Below are 21,138 nucleotides of genomic sequence, written 5' to 3'. Positions count from 1 at the left end.
CCTAAACTTGCAACACACCCAAATTAAAAGCTTTTTTGATAGGGGCATGGTTAGCGGCTTCAATACCCATACTAATCCATGTTCTGGTGTCTAAGGGATCGATAATAGCATCTGTCCATATGCGCGCTGCGGCATAATAAGGGGACACTTGATTATCGTATCTGTTTTTTATAGTATCGAAAAGTTCTTTTTCTTTTTCTGTGGTGATTTTTTCACCTTTCTTTTCTAAGGACGCTTTTTCAATTTGTAATAATACTTTCGCGGCAGAGTTTCCACTCATCACAGCTAATTCAGCACTTGGCCAAGCTACAATTAATCTTGGATCGTATGCTTTTCCGCACATGGCATAATTCCCAGCACCATAACTATTACCAATAATAATAGTGAATTTTGGTACTACCGAATTACTAACCGCATTCACCATTTTGGCACCGTCTTTAATAATACCGGCATGTTCAGATTTACTGCCTACCATAAAACCAGTGACATCCTGCAAAAAGACTAAAGGTATTTTCTTCTGATTACAATTTGCGATGAAGCGCGTAGCTTTATCAGCGCTATCATTATAAATCACACCTCCAAACTGCATCTCACCTTTTTTGGTTTTTACTAGTTTACGTTGATTGGCTACGATACCGACAGCCCAGCCGTCTATTCTGGCATAAGCAGTAATAATGGTTTGTCCATAACCTTCTTTATATTCGTCAAATTCACTATTATCAACCAATCGCTTGATAACCTCTTTCATGTCATATTGATCAGCTCTAGAACGTGGAACAATTCCGAAAATTTCATCTGGTTGTTCTTTTGGCTTTTTTGAAGCAGCACGATTAAAACCAGCTTTATCATAATCACCAATTTTATCCATTAATCGTTGAATGGTTTCCAATGCATCTTTATCATCTTTTGCTTTATAGTCTGTAACTCCTGAAATTTCACAATGTGTGGCAGCACCACCTAGAGTTTCATTGTCAATAGTTTCTCCTATAGCTGCTTTTACTAAATAGCTTCCAGCTAAGAAGATACTTCCTGTTTTATCTACAATTAAAGCTTCGTCACTCATAATTGGTAGGTAGGCACCACCAGCAACACAACTGCCCATTACTGCCGCAATTTGTGTGATTCCCATGCTACTCATAACCGCATTATTTCTGAAAATTCTCCCAAAATGTTCTTTGTCAGGAAAAATTTCATCCTGCATAGGAAGATAAACGCCAGCAGAGTCTACTAAATAAATTATGGGTAATCTGTTTTCTATAGCTATTTCTTGAGCTCTTAAATTCTTTTTTCCTGTAATAGGAAACCATGCTCCAGCTTTTACCGTAGCATCATTAGCTACAACGATACACTGTTTCCCTTTAACGTAACCTATTTTCACGACAACGCCACCAGACGGACAACCACCGTGTTCTGCATACATGTCTTCACCAGCAAAAGCACCAATCTCTATCGATGATTTCTTTGAGTCTAAGAGGTAATCAACACGCTCTCTTGCTGTCATTTTACCTTTAGCGTGATGTTTTTCAATACGTTTTTCTCCGCCACCTAATTTGACCTTTGCCAGTCGTCTTTTTAATTCGGAAAGAAGTAATTTATTGTGATCTTCGTTTTTATTGAAGTTTAAATCCATTCATTTAATTTTTGTTGTTGTAAAAATACGAAAGTTAATACTTAAACGAAAGCATCTTTATAGTTCGAAGGTGAAACCTAGAATAACTAGAAATCAGTAGATTAATTTATTATTTTATATATTTGAATTACCAAATCATTAACCTACCTATTATGAAATCAATTAAACAGAAGCTTTCTGTCTTTATTTGTCTGTTATTTTTTATCCAATTTAACGTCGCTCAAGAAGAGCAAACCCTACCAAAAGGTCTATCCGAAAACGAAAAGACCTTAGTCTCTCAATTTCAATTTAGAAGCACAACAACTTCTGCAGCCCCTTCAGGCGCTGTAAGAGCAGCTGCTGAATGGGAAGAGGTTGAATATCTTGTTGTAAGATGGACGTCTGGATATCAAAATATTTTACGTCAAATTGTCCAAGTAGGGGTGACTGAATGTAAAGTCATTATCGTCACACAGAACCAGACTTCGGTATCAAATTACCTAAGCTCAAATGGTATCGATTTAACTAATGTCTCTTTTTTAAACGTGGCTTCCAATAGTATTTGGATTCGTGATTATGCCGGTAATACTATTTATACGGATGATGTAGGAGAACGAGGTTTAGTAGATTGGATTTATAATCGACCAAGACCAGATGATGATGTTGTACCAACTGAGCACGCAAATATGCTTGGTCTGCCTATTTATGTGACAGATTCGGGCACCAATGACATGGTTAATACAGGAGGTAATTACATGTCTGACGGCTTAGGGAACGCATTTGCTTCAGAACTTATTTTAGAAGAAAATGAAGCAGGCAATCCCTACGGTGTAACAGTAAAAACAGAAACGGAAATTGACAATATCATGTATAATTACATGGGAATTTCAAATTATATTAAAATGCCAACTTTACCCTATGACGGTATCCATCATATAGATATGCATATGAAGTTGTTGGATGAGGAAACTTTATTGGTGAGCAGATATCCTAGTGGAGTAGCCGATGGACCTCAGATTGAAGCAAATATGCAATATGTGCTTAATAATTTTCAATCCCCTTTTGGGACACCGTATAAAGTAGAATGGATAGATTCACCGCCAAGTACATCAGGACTCTATCCAGATAATGGTGGCTACTATCGCACATTTAGTAATTCGTTAATTTTAAACAAATCCATTCTTGTACCAACATACAGACCATCTGTCGATGGACCTGCACTTGATAAATATGAAGAATTAATGCCAGGATATAATGTCGTTGGCATTGACGTGGATAACAGTGGAGAAAATCTTATCGCATCAAGTGGAGCAATACATTGTATTACACATACGATAGGAGTTGCTGAACCACTATGGATAGTCCATCAACCAGTGGATATAGTAAATACAGGTACAACAATTACCATAGATGCTCTCATTAAACATGTTTCGGGAATAACTAATGCCACAGTATTTTGGAGAGAAATAGGGAATCTAACATTTAATGAAACTGCCATGTCCTATGTTAGTGGTGATGATTGGACCGCAGATTTACCTCTCGCGGCTAGCGCCACTAATATTGATTATTATATTGCAGCCGAAGCCAATTCTGGTAAGGTATTAACCAGACCGTTAGTTGCTCCATCAGGATTTTGGACAACATCAACGAGTACACTTTCCATAGAAGATTGGGCAGATTATAATATTTCGGCGCCGTATCCAAACCCTACAAAAGATAATGTGTCTTTTAATGTCAATAATCTTAATGGCCTCATCGATGTCTCTATTTATAATAATTTAGGGCAACAGTTATTTAAGGATAATATTCTTGTCAGTAGAGGAAGTATAGAATTGGAGTTGAATGCCGAATGGCAAGGTATGCTATATGTCGTTTTCGAAGGTGATTTTGGGACTGTAAATAAAAAGATTATTAAACTTTAAAATTGTAGTGATTACTCATAATAAAAAAAGTGCTTGAAAAAGTACTTTTTTTTATTCCATAAACAACAACATTATGCCTAGGAAGTATATTCCTTGGAATATAAATAATTTTATTCTATATTTGTAAACTCAGTGCGATGTTAGAATGAAAAAAGATAGACTTATTTATTATACAGCTACAGGTTTGCTTACAATGCTTTTGCTGTTTTCTGTTAGTATGTATTTCATTAAATATGAAGATATTGTAAACGCATTTACCAGTTTTGGATATCCAACTTATATCATTTATCCATATGCAGTCATAAAGTTATTAGGACTGGTGGTACTATGGATGCCGAGATTAAAAACAATCAAGGAATGGGCTTACGCAGGCTTCTTTTATGCTTTCGTTTTGGCGTTTTTTGCACACTACATGATAGGAGATGGAGAACAAGGTGTAGCGATTATTGCTTTGATTCTATTGATAATATCGTACATTTTTCACAAAAGAACTCGCGTACAACAATAAAAAATTAACCAAGTAGATATATGAAACAAATATTAGCATTTGCAGGCAGCAACAGTAAAAACTCAATAAATAAAGAATTAGTAGCATATGCATCATCTAAGGTAGATGGGGCTGAAGTACAATTATTAGATCTCAACGATTTTGATTTACCTTTATACGGTATGGACCATGAAATTGAGCATGGAATTCCAGATAATGCAAAACAATTTTTAGAGCATATCAAATCAGCTGATGGCATAGTCGTATCACTTGCAGAACACAATGGCAGTTATGCAACAGTTTTTAAAAACTTATTTGATTGGATGTCCAGAATTGAAGCTAAAACATTTTTTGGAAAACCTATGCTCTTAATGGCAACATCACCAGGTGGTCGAGGAGGTGAATCTGTATTAGAAGCAGCAGCTGATCGATTTCCACGACATGACGCCAATATTGTTGGGAAATTCTCACTTCCATCTTTTGGCACTCACTTTGAAAATGGACAAATCATTGATGCTAATTTAAATACGGAATTGTTAGAAGAGATTAAACAATTTCAAGAGAGTTTGTAAAATGGGAGACATTTCCAAAGATATAAACTCTACGTTTCCAAATAGTAAAGTAAAAGCATTACTAAATATTATTTATACAGCCAACTGGATAAGTAGCCATCAAAATGCTTTTTTTAAACCTTTTGGGATTTCGCCACAACAGTTTAATATTTTAAGAATTCTTCGTGGAGCAGGTAAGCCTATTAAAGTACAAACCATAAAAGAACGAATGCTTGAACGTGCTCCCAACGCAACCCGATTAATGGATAAATTATGTGATAAACAGTTCATTGAACGATTACCTTGCCCCGAAGACAGAAGAGTAGTTCATATTCAAATAACTAACAAAGGGCTTGATTTAATAGATCTTATCTCTAAAGAGTTTAAAGAAGATTTATTAGAAAATTTAAGCGAAAAAGAAGCAGATCAGCTAAGTAATCTGCTAGATAAAATACGTTAGCGTATTTTTTTAACAAAATAGTTTCCATGGAGACTATTAAAATGAAATGAAAATAAAATGAAACTAAATACAATAAAAAGAGCAGGACGAAGTCACTTCGTTAATATGGGTCCAATACGATTGAGACAGCCATTTCCAACACAGGCCATTGAAATGATCGATCCCTTTGTTTTGCTACATCATTATGGTCCTTATGAAATATCAGAAACTAATAACCCGTTTGACCTAGGTCCACATCCGCATCGCGGATTTGAACCTGTTACATTTTTAGTTCAAGGGGAGCAGCTACATCGTGATTCTTTAGGTCATGAAAGTATTGTTCAAGCTGGTGACGTGCAATGGACAACAGCTGGACGCGGAATTATTCATGCAGAGAAACCTTCTAAAGAATTTGTAATAAAAGGCGGAACTATTGAAGGAATTCAGTTGTGGTTGAATCTTCCGGCAGAAAAGAAAATGATTCCAGCCAATTATCAACATGCAAAACACGAGGAATTTAACGTGATTATTTCCGAAGACCGTAAAATAGAAACCAGAATAATTGCAGGTGAATTAAATGACTTATATGGGAAAATTAGAACGCAAACAGCGGTTAACGCATTTATGATTGATGCAAAAGCTGGCGGAGAACAAAGTATTTCTTATTCCAATATGCATCAAAGTTTATTGTACCTACTTAAAGGAAAAGTAACGATTAATGGTGTTGAAGCTTTAGAGTTGGACCACAATCAATTAATGGAGTTTCAGCAAGATGGTAATGGAATTACCATAAAAGCTGAAACAGATAGTATATTATTATTCTTGTCTGGAGAGCCGTTAAAAGAAACTGTTGCGACTTACGGACCATATGTGATGAATTCACAAACAGAATTAATGGAAGCTATGAGAGATTATCAAATGGGTAAAATGGGATTTCTTCCAGCAAACTAATAATAATTGCTAAAAAAAGATAGATATGAAAACGATAATACATAAAGCAGAGACACGAGGATTCGCAAATCATGGATGGTTGAAATCACACCATACGTTCAGTTTCGCAAGTTATCAAAATCCGGAACGCATGAATTTTGGAGTACTTCGAGTGTTAAATGATGATGTAGTGCAACCTAAAATGGGATTTGGGACACATCCCCATCAAAATATGGAAATCATTTCGATCCCGTTAAAAGGCGCATTATCTCATAAAGATAGTATGGGAAATAAGCGTGCTATAGAAGTTGGGGAAGTCCAAGTAATGAGTGCAGGTACAGGTTTAACCCATTCTGAATTTAATGATAGTAAGACGGATGAGGTGAACTTTTTGCAGTTATGGATTATTCCTGAGGAAATGAGTGTTAAGCCCAACTATGAACAACGAAAATTTTCTTTCCAAGGGCGAAAAAATCAGTTACAAACTGTAGTTGCTCCTAAGAATCAATTAGAAGGTGATGCCTTACCAATAAGTCAGCAAGCATTCATTTACAGAACTAATTTAGATGCAGCGCATACTTTGGATCTAAATGTGAAATCTGAATATAATGGTTTCTATGTATTTGTGATTGAGGGAAGTATTGAAGTGAACAATATCGCTTTAGTAAAAAGAGACGCAATAGGTGTTTCCGAGTTAAACACTATGAAAATAAAAGCAATAAATAATTCAGAATTGGTTATCCTTGAGGTTCCTATGAAATAATTAAAATAATTTAATTAAGTACTAAAAAGCATTCTTATTAAGGATGCTTTTTTTAGTTTAAAAATGCGATATTTGTAATTCCCTATACAAACAATAGAATTATGGCAATGAATAAAAATACAGTGTTGGCTTGGGCTACCACAATAATGATAATAGTAGGATTAGGTTTAATTGCTCTTGGCGCATTTCGATATGATGACGTGGCAGGTTGGGGGTTTGCAGCTGTAGGTATTGGTTTTTTCGCTATAGCATGGGTCTTTAACGCTTTAAAAGGTAGAGTATAATGAGTGATGATAAAAAAATAATTTTCTCAATGTCTGGTGTTACTAAAACGTATCAATCAGCAAACACACCGGTATTAAAAAATATTTATTTAAGCTTTTTTTACGGAGCAAAAATTGGAATTTTAGGTCTTAACGGTTCTGGTAAATCAACCTTGTTGAAAATTATAGCTGGTGTTGATAAAAATTATCAAGGAGACGTCGTATTCTCTCAAGATTATTCTGTAGGTTATTTAGAGCAAGAACCAAAACTTGATGATGATAAGACAGTGATGGAAGTGGTGCGTGAAGGTGCTGCTGAAACTGTAGCAATTCTTGATGAGTACAATAAAATTAATGACCAATTTGGTTTAGAAGAAGTATATAGCAATCCAGACAAAATGGAAAAGCTAATGAATCGTCAAGCAGAGCTTCAGGATCAAATTGATGCTTCTAATGCTTGGGAACTAGATACCAAATTAGAGATTGCTATGGACGCTTTACGCACGCCAGAAGGAGATAAGAAGATTGGAGTTTTGTCTGGTGGAGAACGTCGTCGCGTGGCCTTGTGTCGTTTATTATTACAAGAACCAGATGTCTTGCTATTAGATGAGCCAACTAACCACTTAGATGCTGAATCAGTGCATTGGTTAGAACATCATTTAGCACAATATAAAGGTACGGTAATTGCGGTAACACACGATAGGTACTTTTTAGATAATGTGGCGGGTTGGATTCTAGAACTTGATAGAGGTGAAGGTATTCCATGGAAAGGAAATTACTCATCATGGTTAGATCAAAAATCTAAGCGTATGGCCCAAGAAAGCAAGACAGCATCTAAGCGTCAAAAAACCCTGGAACGAGAATTAGAATGGGTACGCCAAGGAGCTAAAGGTCGTCAAACCAAACAAAAAGCGCGTTTGAATAACTATGACAAATTAATGAGTCAAGACCAAAAGCAGTTGGATGAAAAACTAGAAATTTATATTCCTAACGGTCCACGTTTAGGTACCAATGTTATTGAGGCTAAGGGTGTAAGTAAAGGTTATGAAGATAAATTACTATATGAAGATTTAAATTTCAATTTACCACAAGCTGGGATTGTTGGTATTATTGGTCCAAATGGAGCTGGTAAGACCACAATTTTCCGTATGATTATGGGAGAGGAAACACCAGATAAAGGGGAGTTTGTTGTTGGTGAAACGACTAAAATTGCATACGTCGATCAGGCGCATTCTAATATCGATCCAAACAAATCAATTTGGGAAAACTTTAGTGACGGGCAAGAACTTGTTATGATGGGCGGAAAGCAAGTAAATTCAAGAGCCTATTTAAGTCGATTTAATTTCTCTGGAAGTGAACAAAATAAAAAGGTAAGCTTACTTTCAGGAGGTGAGCGGAACCGTTTGCATTTGGCAATGACACTAAAAGAGGAGGGAAATGTCCTGCTTTTAGATGAGCCAACAAATGATCTAGATGTCAATACACTTAGAGCCTTAGAGGAGGGGCTTGAAAACTTTGCAGGTTGTGCAGTAGTGATTTCTCACGATAGATGGTTTTTAGATCGTATATGTACACATATTTTAGCCTTTGAAGGGGATAGTCAAGTGTATTTCTTTGAAGGAAGTTTTTCAGACTATGAAGAGAACAAAAAGAAACGCTTAGGCGGTGATTTAATGCCAAAACGAATCAAGTATAAAAAGTTAGTTAGATAAACTAGTAAATAGTTGTTAGAGCAACCTTAAAGTATTGATAAAACAAAAAAGCCAGCATTCGCTGGCTTTTTTTATTTGTTTTTAATTTGTTGTTTGAGCACCTTGTTTTCTTTTTTTAAGGAATGAACTTTAATTAAATTTAAGACTAACAAACCTCATATGGTTATTACTGCAATAGATAAAATTGTAGTTATCTTAGCGAGCGCGGTATCCATATATTAATTGTTGTTATCGTATAAATGACCATCAGTAAAGTCCTGATAACTTTTATCGACTTTAGTTTTGTAAAAACTATTATCAGTTAATCGTTTGTTCTCAGCTTTCAGCTTGTACATCTTGAAAATTGCAACCGCAATAAATACTAGAAAAATAGACGCTGTTACGATAAGTACTATTGTAAGTTGCATCGTGCTTGCAAGGGAAATATTTGTTGTATAAGTGGTTAGCATTACACTTCGTTGTTAAGATTTGGTTCTCAAATATACAATAATATTTAATACACAAGTTATTTATCTATGAAAACTTACACTTTGTCGATGTTTTTCTATATGGTTATTGATACCAATTCAGTTGAATAACCTCTATATCCGCATTTCCTTCGTTCACAAGCGTTTTGAATTTGGTGGTATCACTCAATCCGTCGGTTCCTCTGTAGTGATAAGGATATACTTCTTTAGGTTCAAAGGCTAGTACAGCATCAGCTGCTTTTTCAACAGTCATGGTATATGGTAAATTCATACAAACAAAAGCTTTATCAATAGCTTCTAGACTTCTCATTTCTGGAATATCTTCAGTATCACCTGAAATGTAGATACGTTCGCCTCCAATGGTCAATACATATCCATTGCCACGCCCTTTCTCATGAAATTTTAAAGCTTCTTCACGTAGATTGTACATTGGAACTGCTTCTATAGATACATTTTTAGGTTCATAAGAGTCACCATTATTTAACGTCACCATTATTTTAGCTAAATCTTTAGGGAGTTGATCTATAACAGCTTTAGGTCCGATGATTGTCGTCAAAGATAAATCTATGTCTTTTAAAGTTTCAATATCCATATGATCCCCATGAATATCTGTAATTAAAACAATATCCGGAGTTGAAAATTCTTTAAAAGCATCAGCACCTCCAGTAGGATCAACATAGATGATAGCATCACCATATTGTAACACCATAGTAGCATGTGAAATAGGATTGATTTCTAAGCGCTTATTTTCTGAAGGATCTTCAGCAACCAGTTCCGTATTCCCTTTGTCCGCGGTATCGGCTAATTGCGCTTTGGGTTCTGTTTTACATGCAATAATACTTAAACAAGTTAAAAACAGGAGGTAATTTAATTTTTTCATAGTTAATTATTTTTAATGATAAAGATAAAAACAAATGATAAGTCTGTAAAGTTTGTAACAAAACATTAAGTTTTACTACTGATATTTTAAGCAGATTAAGTTTTAAAAATCATATTTTTTGACGAAATTGCTTATCATAAATATTGTTCAACTTAATACACAACATAATATGCCTGATGATTTTGATTTATTAGAAACGAATTCCAACGAAAAAACCGATAAAGTAGATGTTAATTGGGGAAAGGCTATAGACCAAATGAAGTCTAAGTTGGCACAAGAGGATGATCCGGAAAGTCGTCAGAAAATATTAAATGCAACCCTAGATAATGTTGTTGATATGGCGGAAAAGGATAGATCTACATTGCTGGATGCCATTAAAGATCTTACCGATTATCAGGATGAGGTAGGTATTATGTTTGAAGGGTTTTCTGCCTTAAATGCAGCAGAACAAAAAATAATTGATGATGCTGTTAAGCGATTAGAACGCGCTAAAGTTGAACTTGAAGACGCTCAAAACACACCAGATACGTGGTGGAATAATCTATGGGGAAGAAAAAGTAAGATCAAAAAGGCCGAAGATGAATTGGTTGCGGCTCAAAAGGAACGCGATGCTTCTGATAATAAAGCAAAAGCTTTATTTCAACAGCGTATTGAAAGTGCTGACGTTCAGACTTTACTCAATGAGTTGTCGTTTAAGAGTCAAGCCGCTATTAAACGTTTAAAAGACAGAGAACTTGAGATTAAAGAAGTTGAAGAAAGTTTGAAAATAGCAATCGTTGAAGCAAGTAATAACCATACCAAAGCTTTAGAGAAAAAGAAGCAAGTAGAAACACAACTGGAAGAGAAATATGCTTTGTTAAAACAAGCACGTCAGGCACTTGAAGAAGTAGCCGATAAACAATCAACAGAGTACTCTGAGGCGTTAGAAAAGGTGACGCAACTAGAACAACAGGTAGAAGAACTAGAAGGGCTAAAGAATGCTTACACGACTTTAGCAGCGTCTAAAGACAGTTTTGTGCATAAACACAATTTAACTATTAAAGTATTGACATCTTTGCGAAGCAACTTACAAACTCATCGCGCGAAGCTTAAAAGTGATACAGATGAACGTTTGAAGTACTATGACGGTTATATCGTCGCTTTAAAAGCTAGAACCGATCAAGAATTTGCTGCTATTTTAGAACATTTAGGGGTGAAAACCGATGAGCATATTGGTGAAACTTTAGCAGCAATGCATACGGCATCTGCCAAAGCACGTCAGGAAATGATGGATAATATTCCGGTTCATGAAAAGGTAATGCAAGGAATCTATGGTAGCTACGCAGAGGCTCTAAAGGAGATTAGATCTAAAGATTCTGAGATCCAAAAGAATTTTGCAGATCGTTACGGAATTGATATGAAAGAAATTTTTGATGAGTATTATAAAGCAGATCCAAATGCACCGGCTGATGGAGGTGAGCCAGAAGGTGAACCAAAACCAGAGGCTAAAGATGATGATATGTTGTCATAAATTTTTGATGGCGTTTCCTTCTTCATTTACCCTCCTTAAACGAGGCTAAGCGAAGAAGGTCAGGCTCTCGCAAGTCGCTTCCCGATAGTTATCGGGAGAGCTCCAACAAGCGCTCCATCCTTAACGCAAACTATAGAAATGAAAAAATTGTTTTTAATATCACTAGCAATTGTGATAGTTGGTGCTGGTCTAATAACGTTCATGTATGTCTCAAATGACCATTCAGAATGTGAAAGAACTTCTATAGTTACCTACGGGAAAGCAGGAGAAAAAATAACCACCGAAACACACATTTGTAACGAAAAATACAACTTATAAATTTTAGAATTTATAGTAAAACATGATTGTAACACCATTAGATTCGGCAGTATTAGATTCTAAAGAGCAGTACGTTTTCTATCACAAAATGATAGACTTTTCGCTCAAAGAACTTATTGTGGCTGTGCAGCAAAAAGAACTATTGAATAAAAAAGAAATTCTTCTATTCAAACAATACTCCGATTTATTACTGTACTCTATCGAAGCCATGCGCGTGAAATATATGTATGATGATGAGGAAAATATGAAGGTCGATCTTACCGAATCTGGATTTCCAAATTATTTAGAATTCCGCTATTTATTTAATGATCTCGGTTTACGCGAAGAGTATTTGGGCAAATTAACAGATGTTGAATTATTAAAAGAAGAATTTTTAGATACCCTATTGCGCAAGAAAGAACCTATTGCTAAACGTAAACTGTTTCAGGCCTCGTCAATTGTGTATTATACGTCTGCAAAAAAAGAATATATTTTTAATCGATTCGTACAAGGAAAAATTATAGAGGCACCTGAAGGTTCACCTGGTGAATATTTAGTGAGTTGGAGTTTTTATGAAGTATCTCATAACCGACCGTTTATTTGCTATATGTATTTTAATTATGACGGTAATAATGTTCAAAATGACCGGGAGGAAATCTATTATGCGCTCAAAACTGTTGCCGATAGAGAATTGGCTCTAGATATGATGGCTTATGGCATTGATAAAAGATTACCAAAAGTATCTCCTAAATTAATTAAACGTGTCGATTTGGGACCAATTCACAATGTGTTTGCAAAAGATGAAAATGCAATTACACATGCTATTCTTGAAGGGATCTCCAAAAAGACCATTCCTTTAGAATCTTATGCCATCTCGCTAAAAATTAACGAAGTGTCTTCAAGAAGTGAATTTAAAGAGGGTAGTTTCTTTAACAAACAAATTTTTCAAAGATGGGACGATATATACCGTCAAAAATATGTCTTTGCACCACATCGTATTATACAATTACTTTATAATAAAACACCAGAGATAATGAATACATTGGCAAAAGCACCAATTCAAATTTCAGGTTTAAAATAAAAGCAGATAAGTTTGGGATACCAAACAGAATATCGAAAACTAAAACATGGAACATAATTCTACCTTTCCTATCAAACAAAATGAACTTGACATGCTTCGTGATGAAGCTACATCTTATATTAAAAGTATACAATGGGAACAAGGTCAACGGGCAAAAAACAAAGATAAAGATAATAAGGATGAGTCGATCTTACTGTATTTGTCGAGAGCTAAAGGAAATGGAGGAACCGAAATTACTTCTGTTTCAAAAACCATTCTTGAATTAAAAAAACGCTTACTGCCAGAATCAATAGCTATTCCAATTTATTTGAACCAAACTCTGTATGCAGTGCAAGAAGGAATTGCCCTGGGAATATGGATTAAAGATAGCTATTATGATGCTTCAGGATTATCTAGTCTAGCCGAAAACAGAACAGCCCTTGATAATTCGGGAAAACGAGAATATGAAAGTAAAATGCAAACGGCGACCGCGTTCATGCTCTTTTCGACAGCCTATAAAATTTTACATGATCTTCAAACGCTGGCCTCTGATGACTTAAGTGTGATGAAGAATAAGTTTGCCGGAATTCCAGAGGTGTCTTTAATGACGCCTTTGAAAGGTATTTCATGTGCCTTATTTTATTATGATAAATATTTAGGTCATCCAGAAATTATTAAAACAGATAAAGATGTCATCGATTTTACCGTTGTCTTTTTTGAAGCCTTAATTGCTGAAATCCAAATGCGTAAAAGTAGCTTGGAGTACACTGAAACGATTTCCGATAGAACCTATAAGTTAGAGAACTCTGATTTTGCCGTTTCAGGATGGGAGAACATATTTCAAGGAGCCGCTAAGAGCGTTGAATTTAATAAAATTCAGTTTGAACAAATCGTTGGAAATAGAGACGCCAAGCATTTTGCACGTCGTTTAACCGAGCGTATGTTAAGCTATGACTTTACAGCTAAAAAGAATCCGTTTCAAGAACTCGGCGGTTTTATGCCTGTATTTATGGGTTATGGTATTCCAGGAACTGGAAAGAGTATGTTGATAGCAGCAATTGCGACACGACTTAAAGAACATTGTGACAGCTTAGATATTCCGTTTTTGTTTCACCCTATGCCAGACACATTGATTTCGACCTTTCAAGGTGGTTCAGCAGAGAAGATGGTGGAGTGGATGAAACCACTACAAGATCCTTCAAAATTAATCTTTGCACCAATCGATGATGCAGAAAATAATTTGCAAGAGCGCACCGCTCAAGGTGTTTCTGCCGGTGTTAAAGAGGTTATAGGTGTGTTTCTAAGATACACCGAAGGAGCTTATGCTGTGAATTATGGAAATAGCTCGATAGGCTTATTTACAAATCTTCCAGAAATGTTGGATAAAGCCGTAATTTCACGTGTGCAGGGTCGATTTAAAATTGATGGTGCCAAAACAGAGTATGATTTTTTAGATCAGGATCATTTATGGTGGCGAAAATTTGATGATACAATGCCAGACTTTGTCAACATGCAAGGTCCTGAAAACTATAGCTATCTTCAAGACCAAGGCCTAGCTAAAAACATGGGTGAGATATTAAAACATTCGGATAAACCATCCGAGGAACGCGTTTTAGAAGCCTATGATAAAATTGAAAATAATTTTAAAACAAATCAGCACTTATTCTTTGCAAATTTGTATACGGAAATTCAGAAGATATTTCCGTTTTTCTCATCTAGAGATGTGCGTAATATTCAAAGTGCCATTTCATTGCGCTTAACAGATTTTGATTTAGAAGAAGATTGGTTTGAAAACCCAGAAATTTATTTCAAAAAAGATTATGACACCAAATACAATATGTTGCAAGAATTGATGCGCGCCAATATGAAAGGTTTAGATTTTTCTGAAATCCGCCGACAAGAAGTGGTGAGATATCTCGATAACGTTGCGACCATTGCAGATACTGACTTTAAACGTAAAGTAGACGCTAGAGTTAATCAATTGAATATTGATAGTGAAGCTAGAGAGCGATTTGGGAAATTAAACTCATAAAATAGCGAAATTAAAAACCTATGATTCTCAACTAAGGGGAAAATAATAATGAACAAACTTATAGCAGCAAATCTATATCGAAGCGAACTCATTCCAGTATCAGGAAAGCTAGTGGAACGTTATAATAAATGCTTACTGAAAATGGGCTTTACCGAAACAAAGCTTGCTCATTTTTCTATTGATGGGATGGGTTGGAGCCCTGAAATTGCCGAAGAGAAAGGAGATGAGAACTATCTATGTAATGGAGAGTCTAATCCACATGGAATTATTATTTCGCCCCTTCAAAATAAAAAACCGGTATACTTACCGTATCATACTTTTGATCGAGATATGATGCAATTGGTCTTTAAAACACATGGTGATAAAATCAATGATATTACTAGAGATTCAGCAATCTGTATAGATTTTGACCAAGGTATTGATGCGTTCTATGAACCTTTAGATGTTTTGAAATATCAAACAGTTACCATCCGTTTTCACCTTATTGAAAACCTCGATCATGTAAGAGATGAACAATTACAGTTGATAGAAAGATTTAAGCATGGTAATAATTTTATTGATGAGGATATTCATCAAGAACTTCTTGATTCAGCCCTTAAATATGGTGATCTTAGAGAACGCGATTTAAACCTTAGTCCTTTGCTCTTTCAAACCGATTCTTTTTATACCAAATCGTTTGGAGGCGTTTATGTATTGAGAGATTTTATTTCACCAATCGTAGTATTTGAAGATCAAAAGTGGTATAGAGAATCCATTAAAGACACCATTCATGACGTGCTGATTTTTCATATTTCACAGCCTGAACTCATAGAAAAACTTCGAGACCATATTATTATCGCCTATGATTTAGAGGAAATCGTAAACACCAAACGTTACGATCGAATAAAGAAGTTTGAGTTTGCTCAATATTTAAAAGACACCAAACATCCTATCAGAGATATATTGAACGACTCCTTATTATTTAAGAGTTATTTGAATAAAGTAGATATCAATACACGCAAAAAAGTGATGAGTGTTGAGCGGTATTTAGAAAAATTAGAAACGAGTAATCAATTCAAGATTGCAGATATCGTTGATGCTGACTTATTTGAAGCGATGCATGAGCCTCATTCTAGTTTACATCCAAAACACCAAGATCTTATATGGAAGTTATTAGTAAATATAGCTCCAAAGGATGTACTATTCTTGTATTGGTATGATAAACAGGAGTTTTATAAGCAGTATGATACGTGGAGCGACTCATTTCAAGACTGGGTCATAGAGACGATTAGTAACAATATTTAAGAAATTTAGACTAACTTTATAAAGCGTCTAATTAACACAATACTCATGGGACTAGAATTAATCATATTTATAGCTTCGATACTTTTTGGGATCTTTCTTTACTGGAGAGAATCTAATGGTAATGGCGCTTATCGATTTGTCAATAAAATGGTCAATAGTAAAGAATTACAAATGACTCCAGATAGTAAAAAAGGGTTCATTTATCAGCAAACTTTTATTCCTCGATTGATTTTTGTGGTGTCATTATTCTTAATTGTTGCAGTATTAGTGCAGTTTTTAACACCATTCGAAATTTTCGGGAGTTATAATGGCTTGTCAGCCTTTTCATCAACCATACTAGGAACTATAGTAGGAACCTATGTGGCTAATTTTGTGATCAAGTCGAGTAAAGTCATTGAAGAACAAAGTGATTCCATAGAAGAGAAGATCGAACATGCAGTAGAAAAAGGAAAGGACTTTATCGACGATTTAAAAAACAAGGACAATAAAACTGTTCAGGAAACTCAAGAGGACCCCAAAATAGAGTCTAAATCTAAATCTGAAGAGAAATCTGCAAGAGATCGTTTGAAAGATAAAGGTTTAATGTAATATTCGACGGTTATTCCACAGTTGATGTGGCATCCAATACATATAAATTGATTCGGCGTGGTAGCGCAAAACAACAACATATAACTAATGATTAGATCTTACTGGAACAAAGGAAAAAAGCAAAAACGCATCGTTGTTTTTCTTGTGATACTCTTACTCATAGCATTGTTTGTATTGCGCGATGATTATCAACCTGTTTTACTGTTTTTTCGAAAATACATCTTTATTATACTATTGAGTTTAGTTGTATTGTTTTTTGGTTTAAGAAAATTCAGAAATCAAGCTAGTACAGGAAAACGTCTCGGTATTCTTGGTTTGTTGATTGTTTTTTTCGGTCTGCTATATGTCTTAGGATGGCATCTTGGACTTTATGATTATATGAAAACCTATAATGTCTTTAATAACCTAAATAAAGTTGAAATCAACGAATTACCGCTTACGCAAAATGAGCGGATTCAGCCCTTGAGAAATATCTTTTCGATGGCAAATGAAAGTGTTGGTGAAACAAAAGATGTCTCTTTACCTCATTTGGTTCGCGTGGATGACCAAAACAAATGGACTATGGCTATTCAGCCAAGTGAGAAATATATTATGCAGCGTATTAGTGATAATACAGAAGAGGTGTTTTCTGTATCTAGTACAACACCATTTCCAAGGTTTTCTGCGGAAAATCGAATACCAGTAACATTTTCTATTGGAGAATCTTTAAAGTTTAGCCGTAACACGTACAACGCGGTTGTGCAGCGATTCAATCCTTGGATGTTATTAAATTACGAGCCGAGTGATACTTTTTACATGAAAAATGATGCAGGAGCTTGGGTACAAGTGGTAAGTTTAATTAAATGGAAGGGCTTTTTCTTTCCTTACCCTAGTTTCGGAGGCGTGATGGTAATAGAGAATGGAGAACACGACTTTAATGATTATTTAGAGCGCATTGCTATTGGTAAAGGTACCTTTATTGGGCCTGATGAAATGAAAGATTTCCCATATTTGAATAAACAAAATACTTTGTCTGAAAAAGTATCAAGACTTCAAGCAGAGTCTTTAAAGTTTCTGGGAGGCTTTAGTGATCCACTGCCATGGAATATGGAAACAGCTGTTAAAATTCCTGACATGCCAAAAGATCAAAACCAGCAACCATTTGTTACCGATTTTGATTTTGCGGGTTCAGAAAGCGATGCTTATAGTGGATTGTATCACTGGTTCGGATTAGAACCTGTAGGCGATGAGCGTACAAGTTTGAGCTACAGTGTGTTTGTTCCTGCTGATGGAATGGATAAGCTATATTACTATGATCATGCAACTAAAAAACAAGGTTATGCAGGTGTTTCGGCAATGCCTCTAAAAGTCAAGGAGTCAAGAAAAGAAATAGATTGGACTGCCAATACACCAGTAGAGTTTAGACCTTATATCAAAGATATTGCAGGACGTAAACGCATGTTCTTTTTAGGAACTATATCAGCTATCAGTGATACGAATTCTCAACAATTTGATGGTGCTGCAACACCAGATTTAGTTTTAATTGATAGCGAATATCGCGATGTCATATGGATTGATGTCAAGCATCCAAGTACGTGGGATAAAGAGGTGTATGAGCAATTAGGCGAAGCATGGCGAGCTAGTGAAGGAATAGGCTACTACTATCAGAAAGAAATCACAGATGAAGACCTCCAGGAAACTATAGATTCTTTAACGACTATTCCAAAAGCAACTGATAAGTCTAAGGAAATTCAAGCTTTGAAACGAAAAATTGATTCCCTGAAGGCTTTGAGCGAAAACGAACTGTAATCAGCCCCTTTTTGGTTTTAGTAGCGCATGACAAACTTTATAATTTTAATTCCATTTTAATATCACTTCGGGTATATGGACTATCTTTTTCAAGTTTTAATTCTACAAACCCATATTTTCTATAAATATAAATGGCATTCTTTAATTTGGTGGCAGAGTAGAGCATGAGTGACTTGAACTGTTGTTCTCTAGCAAAATCTATGCAATATTGAAGTAATTGCTGTCCGATATTCTGACCACGTTCTTCGGGTGAAACAGCCATTTTTGTTAATTCGAAAACTAAAGGCGTTTCGGTAGGCATTAAAGCTACCGTCCCTAAAATAACTTCGTCTTTTTTTACAAAGAAAATATATCCGCCTTTATTGATGATATAGCTTTCAGGGTTGCTTAAAACTTCCTCATCAAAAGGCTCTACATAAAAATAGGTTCGTAGCCATTCGATATTTAAACGGTAAAAGTCTTTTGAATAGCTAGTGTCAAAAGGAATAATATCAAACGGTCTCATGGGCTCTTATAAAATCGGTAATAAGGTGTGAAATGAGTTTGCCAACTTGTGTTTCGTTCATAACTGTTGGAGCAGCTTCACAAATATGCAAATAACCGACATGCTCTTGTGATCCAAAATAATGAACAAATTGTCTGGTTTGATTTACAGAAAATCCGCTAGGTGTCATAGCACTACTAGGAATATCTTGAATAGCATCACAGTCTATTTCTAATCCAAACTTTGTGGTCGACATATGATCTAAAGCACGTTGTAATTCAGCCTTAAACTTAACTTCTTTCCGAATCGCTATGGATTCAAAAGTTGTAAAGGCTACTTCTTTAATTTTTTTTAGAGTATTAAATATTTTCTCTGAAGTGTAGTTTTCATGTAGCCCAAAAACAAAATACTGTTTTAGAAAACCTTCAGCAAAAGCATAACTAAAGCCGTTGCCACTATGACGGCCTTCCTCTGCTCGAAAATCATGATGCGCATCAAAATTCACTGCATTTATTGGTTTCTTCAAGGCTAATGCTGTTCCTTTTATAGCTCCAAAAGCATTATTATGGCCTCCTCCAATAATGATTGGTATTTTACCTGCACTAACGATTTGTGACACGAGAAATGCAACAGATTGATCAATTTTAGAGACTAGTTTACGCGCTTTAGTAATGTCTTTTTTTATGTGAGGATCTAATTCGTTAATCTTACTTTGATAAGTATCAAACTCCAAATGGCCCAGTATTAATACTTTTTTTGGATGGGTATAGGCATTACTTTGCATGTTTAATAGACTTTTAATTACGGCATCCCAAGCCCTAGAGGTCCCGGTATGACCATAATTAGCGAACACACCTACATCTTCTTTAATTCCAAAAATCACATAGTTGACGTCTAAATTAATAAGCTGCTCGTATATATTGCTGTAGTCGGAAAGTATAGAGATGTGTTCTCCAAACTTTGATTCCTTTGAGCGTTTGTTTAAAAGGGATTTTAAATCTGAACTTGTAAAAGGTTTTAAGTGTTCCATTAACAAAATTGATTAATTTTGGAATATTAAAAGTACAGTTTTTTTGTATTCAGCTTTATACAAAGTCAAATAAATATAAAAGAATTAGCGTTTAATTATTAATTAGAAAGAAAAGTAACTTATGGAAAATTCAAATAGTAAGAATATCGGATTAAAAATTGCTTTAGGAATTCTATTAGCATTATTTTTAGGTACAGGGTTTTACACCTCTAAGTTGTACAAAGAGAAAAAGGAAAATGAAGCCACTCTCACCAGAGAGAAAGAACAAGTCATGGCAGATTTAAGTACGATGGCGAAACAATATGATGTGGCTATTTTAGAAAACGAAGATACGAGCGAGAAGCTTGTAGATGCCAGAGAGCGTATTCAAGGTTTGATGGATTCATTAAAAATTTCACAAAATAGTGTCAATAGCTTATGGCGATATAAAAAGAGATTTTTGGCACTACAAGATGAAATGAATGTCATCTTAGCCGAAAATGATAAGCTCAAAGTTGAAAATTCTTTATTAGCAACAACCCTCGATAGTACGAGTGTGCAATTAGCAGAACGTACCGTATTTACAGATTCGCTTTTGGTTCAAAATACACAATTGGCTGAAGTTGTAGAAAACGCAGCTATATTACAAACTGTAAATCTTAAAGGGTTTGGAGTGATTGAGCGAAGTTCAGGTAAGCTCATTCCAACTGAACGAGCAAGTCGTAGCGATAAAATAAGAGTCTGTTTTACAATCGCTAAGAACGCTTTAGTCGGAGCAGGTGACAAAGAACTCTATGTTCAGGTTTTAGACCCTAAAAACAATATTTTAGGTGCTAATGAGCAAGTTCAGTTTGAAGATGTTGTGCTAAACTATAGTTTGATTAGTAAGTTTAATTATGAAAACAGAAATTTAAATATATGTGAATTTGTTGCACCAAATGATGAATTCGAGAAAGGGCGTTATATCGTTAATGTATTTAATGAAAAAGATTTAGTGTCTTCTTCAGAATTTACACTGAAATAAGACATACCATGTTTTAGGTTAAAAACCCGAAAGCGTTTA

21 protein-coding genes are annotated in these 21,138 nt (G+C 35.1%); 16 read left to right on the top strand and 5 right to left on the bottom strand.

Translation table 11 applies throughout. The features are described from left to right. Position 1: 1 nt before the first annotated feature. Complete coding sequence (locus tag BLT57_RS11065) at positions 2-1,630, bottom strand: acyl-CoA carboxylase subunit beta (RefSeq protein ID WP_091425705.1); 1,629 nt, start codon at positions 1,628-1,630, stop codon at positions 2-4. 152 nt (positions 1,631-1,782) lie between these two features. Here BLT57_RS11065 and BLT57_RS11060 point away from each other — a divergent pair, with 152 nt between their 5' ends. From BLT57_RS11060 to ettA, 8 genes are all read left to right on the top strand, one after another. Further along, entirely contained in the window at positions 1,783-3,531 is a 1,749-nt protein-coding gene (locus BLT57_RS11060) for an agmatine deiminase family protein (protein ID WP_091425703.1), read from the top strand. A gap of 145 nt (positions 3,532-3,676) precedes the next feature. Then, complete coding sequence (locus tag BLT57_RS11055; protein ID WP_091425702.1) at positions 3,677-4,039, top strand: DoxX family protein; 363 nt, start codon at positions 3,677-3,679, stop codon at positions 4,037-4,039. 20 nt (positions 4,040-4,059) lie between these two features. After that, positions 4,060-4,590 carry an NADPH-dependent FMN reductase gene (locus tag BLT57_RS11050; protein WP_091425700.1) on the top strand — a complete coding sequence of 177 codons (531 nt, stop codon included), beginning with the start codon at positions 4,060-4,062 and terminating at the stop codon, positions 4,588-4,590. A gap of 1 nt (position 4,591) precedes the next feature. Next, positions 4,592-5,029 carry a MarR family winged helix-turn-helix transcriptional regulator gene (locus BLT57_RS11045; RefSeq protein ID WP_091425698.1) on the top strand — a complete coding sequence of 146 codons (438 nt, stop codon included), beginning with the start codon at positions 4,592-4,594 and terminating at the stop codon, positions 5,027-5,029. A 57-nt stretch (positions 5,030-5,086) separates the two neighbouring features. Further along, positions 5,087-5,959 carry a pirin family protein gene (locus tag BLT57_RS11040; RefSeq protein ID WP_091425696.1) on the top strand — a complete coding sequence of 291 codons (873 nt, stop codon included), beginning with the start codon at positions 5,087-5,089 and terminating at the stop codon, positions 5,957-5,959. Positions 5,960-5,984: 25 nt separating this feature from the next. Then, positions 5,985-6,701 (top strand): pirin family protein, encoded by a 717-nt coding sequence (locus tag BLT57_RS11035; RefSeq protein WP_091425695.1) that lies wholly within the window; start codon positions 5,985-5,987, stop codon positions 6,699-6,701. 101 nt (positions 6,702-6,802) lie between these two features. Further along, positions 6,803-6,985, top strand: coding sequence for a CAL67264 family membrane protein (locus BLT57_RS11030; protein WP_040249340.1), 183 nt, complete (start codon positions 6,803-6,805; stop codon positions 6,983-6,985). After that, positions 6,985-8,676, top strand: a complete 1,692-nt coding sequence (gene ettA, locus BLT57_RS11025) for an energy-dependent translational throttle protein EttA (RefSeq protein ID WP_091425693.1) — start codon at positions 6,985-6,987, stop codon at positions 8,674-8,676. The genes BLT57_RS11030 and ettA overlap by 1 nt, the downstream gene beginning before the upstream one ends. Positions 8,677-8,894: 218 nt before the next feature. Here ettA and BLT57_RS11020 read toward each other — a convergent pair whose 3' ends face one another. Then, positions 8,895-9,125, bottom strand: coding sequence for a hypothetical protein (locus tag BLT57_RS11020; protein ID WP_091425692.1), 231 nt, complete (start codon positions 9,123-9,125; stop codon positions 8,895-8,897). A gap of 103 nt (positions 9,126-9,228) precedes the next feature. Then, positions 9,229-10,023, bottom strand: a complete 795-nt coding sequence (locus BLT57_RS11015) for an MBL fold metallo-hydrolase (RefSeq protein ID WP_091425690.1) — start codon at positions 10,021-10,023, stop codon at positions 9,229-9,231. A gap of 169 nt (positions 10,024-10,192) precedes the next feature. Here BLT57_RS11015 and BLT57_RS11010 point away from each other — a divergent pair, with 169 nt between their 5' ends. The 7 genes from BLT57_RS11010 to BLT57_RS10985 all read left to right on the top strand — a co-directional run bounded on the left by BLT57_RS11010 (position 10,193) and on the right by BLT57_RS10985 (position 18,582). Continuing rightward, positions 10,193-11,533 (top strand): microtubule-binding protein, encoded by a 1,341-nt coding sequence (locus tag BLT57_RS11010; protein WP_091426765.1) that lies wholly within the window; start codon positions 10,193-10,195, stop codon positions 11,531-11,533. 138 nt (positions 11,534-11,671) lie between these two features. Continuing rightward, positions 11,672-11,851 carry a hypothetical protein gene (locus tag BLT57_RS14085; RefSeq protein WP_157717181.1) on the top strand — a complete coding sequence of 60 codons (180 nt, stop codon included), beginning with the start codon at positions 11,672-11,674 and terminating at the stop codon, positions 11,849-11,851. Positions 11,852-11,873: 22 nt separating this feature from the next. Beyond that, positions 11,874-12,911, top strand: a complete 1,038-nt coding sequence (locus BLT57_RS11005) for a hypothetical protein (RefSeq protein WP_091425688.1) — start codon at positions 11,874-11,876, stop codon at positions 12,909-12,911. A gap of 46 nt (positions 12,912-12,957) precedes the next feature. Further along, entirely contained in the window at positions 12,958-14,922 is a 1,965-nt protein-coding gene (locus BLT57_RS11000; protein ID WP_091425687.1) for an AAA family ATPase, read from the top strand. 48 nt (positions 14,923-14,970) lie between these two features. Then, on the top strand, positions 14,971-16,206 hold the full coding sequence (locus BLT57_RS10995) for a DUF6638 family protein (protein ID WP_091425685.1): 1,236 nt from the start codon (positions 14,971-14,973) through the stop codon (positions 16,204-16,206). Positions 16,207-16,251: 45 nt separating this feature from the next. Beyond that, positions 16,252-16,794 carry a hypothetical protein gene (locus tag BLT57_RS10990; protein WP_091425684.1) on the top strand — a complete coding sequence of 181 codons (543 nt, stop codon included), beginning with the start codon at positions 16,252-16,254 and terminating at the stop codon, positions 16,792-16,794. A gap of 87 nt (positions 16,795-16,881) precedes the next feature. After that, positions 16,882-18,582, top strand: coding sequence for a DUF4199 domain-containing protein (locus tag BLT57_RS10985; protein WP_091425682.1), 1,701 nt, complete (start codon positions 16,882-16,884; stop codon positions 18,580-18,582). A 37-nt stretch (positions 18,583-18,619) separates the two neighbouring features. Here the strand turns inward: BLT57_RS10985 and BLT57_RS10980 are convergent, their stop codons facing one another. Further along, the gene (locus tag BLT57_RS10980; protein WP_091425680.1) at positions 18,620-19,087 is read right to left on the bottom strand and encodes a GNAT family N-acetyltransferase; all 468 of its coding nucleotides are present in this window, start codon (positions 19,085-19,087) and stop codon (positions 18,620-18,622) included. After that, on the bottom strand, positions 19,074-20,096 hold the full coding sequence (locus BLT57_RS10975; RefSeq protein ID WP_091425679.1) for a formimidoylglutamase: 1,023 nt from the start codon (positions 20,094-20,096) through the stop codon (positions 19,074-19,076). Before BLT57_RS10975 ends, BLT57_RS10980 begins: the two co-directional genes overlap by 14 nt. A gap of 121 nt (positions 20,097-20,217) precedes the next feature. Here BLT57_RS10975 and BLT57_RS10970 point away from each other — a divergent pair, with 121 nt between their 5' ends. Next, the gene (locus tag BLT57_RS10970; protein WP_091425677.1) at positions 20,218-21,099 is read left to right on the top strand and encodes a chromosome partitioning protein ParA; all 882 of its coding nucleotides are present in this window, start codon (positions 20,218-20,220) and stop codon (positions 21,097-21,099) included. Positions 21,100-21,138 lie beyond the last annotated feature (39 nt).

The sequence above is a fragment of the Formosa sp. Hel1_31_208 genome (assembly GCF_900104785.1).
Classification (GTDB): Bacteria; Bacteroidota; Bacteroidia; order Flavobacteriales; family Flavobacteriaceae; genus Psychroserpens.
Note: the sequence above shows the minus strand (reverse complement) of the source record. Positions and strands in the feature narration are given on the sequence as shown.

Coding starts and splice junctions, on each gene's coding strand:
- BLT57_RS14085 (WP_157717181.1), top strand. CDS start 11,672: ATGAAAAAATTGTTTTTAATATCACTAGCAATTGTGATAGTTGGTGCT.
- BLT57_RS11060 (WP_091425703.1), top strand. CDS start 1,783: ATGAAATCAATTAAACAGAAGCTTTCTGTCTTTATTTGTCTGTTATTT.
- BLT57_RS10990 (WP_091425684.1), top strand. CDS start 16,252: ATGGGACTAGAATTAATCATATTTATAGCTTCGATACTTTTTGGGATC.
- BLT57_RS11005 (WP_091425688.1), top strand. CDS start 11,874: ATGATTGTAACACCATTAGATTCGGCAGTATTAGATTCTAAAGAGCAG.
- BLT57_RS11045 (WP_091425698.1), top strand. CDS start 4,592: ATGGGAGACATTTCCAAAGATATAAACTCTACGTTTCCAAATAGTAAA.
- BLT57_RS11020 (WP_091425692.1), bottom strand. CDS start 9,125: ATGCTAACCACTTATACAACAAATATTTCCCTTGCAAGCACGATGCAA.
- BLT57_RS11000 (WP_091425687.1), top strand. CDS start 12,958: ATGGAACATAATTCTACCTTTCCTATCAAACAAAATGAACTTGACATG.
- BLT57_RS11015 (WP_091425690.1), bottom strand. CDS start 10,023: ATGAAAAAATTAAATTACCTCCTGTTTTTAACTTGTTTAAGTATTATT.
- BLT57_RS11050 (WP_091425700.1), top strand. CDS start 4,060: ATGAAACAAATATTAGCATTTGCAGGCAGCAACAGTAAAAACTCAATA.
- BLT57_RS10975 (WP_091425679.1), bottom strand. CDS start 20,096: ATGGAACACTTAAAACCTTTTACAAGTTCAGATTTAAAATCCCTTTTA.
- ettA (WP_091425693.1), top strand. CDS start 6,985: ATGAGTGATGATAAAAAAATAATTTTCTCAATGTCTGGTGTTACTAAA.
- BLT57_RS11065 (WP_091425705.1), bottom strand. CDS start 1,630: ATGGATTTAAACTTCAATAAAAACGAAGATCACAATAAATTACTTCTT.
- BLT57_RS11035 (WP_091425695.1), top strand. CDS start 5,985: ATGAAAACGATAATACATAAAGCAGAGACACGAGGATTCGCAAATCAT.
- BLT57_RS11055 (WP_091425702.1), top strand. CDS start 3,677: ATGAAAAAAGATAGACTTATTTATTATACAGCTACAGGTTTGCTTACA.
- BLT57_RS11030 (WP_040249340.1), top strand. CDS start 6,803: ATGGCAATGAATAAAAATACAGTGTTGGCTTGGGCTACCACAATAATG.
- BLT57_RS10995 (WP_091425685.1), top strand. CDS start 14,971: ATGAACAAACTTATAGCAGCAAATCTATATCGAAGCGAACTCATTCCA.
- BLT57_RS10985 (WP_091425682.1), top strand. CDS start 16,882: ATGATTAGATCTTACTGGAACAAAGGAAAAAAGCAAAAACGCATCGTT.
- BLT57_RS11010 (WP_091426765.1), top strand. CDS start 10,193: ATGCCTGATGATTTTGATTTATTAGAAACGAATTCCAACGAAAAAACC.
- BLT57_RS10980 (WP_091425680.1), bottom strand. CDS start 19,087: ATGAGACCGTTTGATATTATTCCTTTTGACACTAGCTATTCAAAAGAC.
- BLT57_RS11040 (WP_091425696.1), top strand. CDS start 5,087: ATGAAACTAAATACAATAAAAAGAGCAGGACGAAGTCACTTCGTTAAT.
- BLT57_RS10970 (WP_091425677.1), top strand. CDS start 20,218: ATGGAAAATTCAAATAGTAAGAATATCGGATTAAAAATTGCTTTAGGA.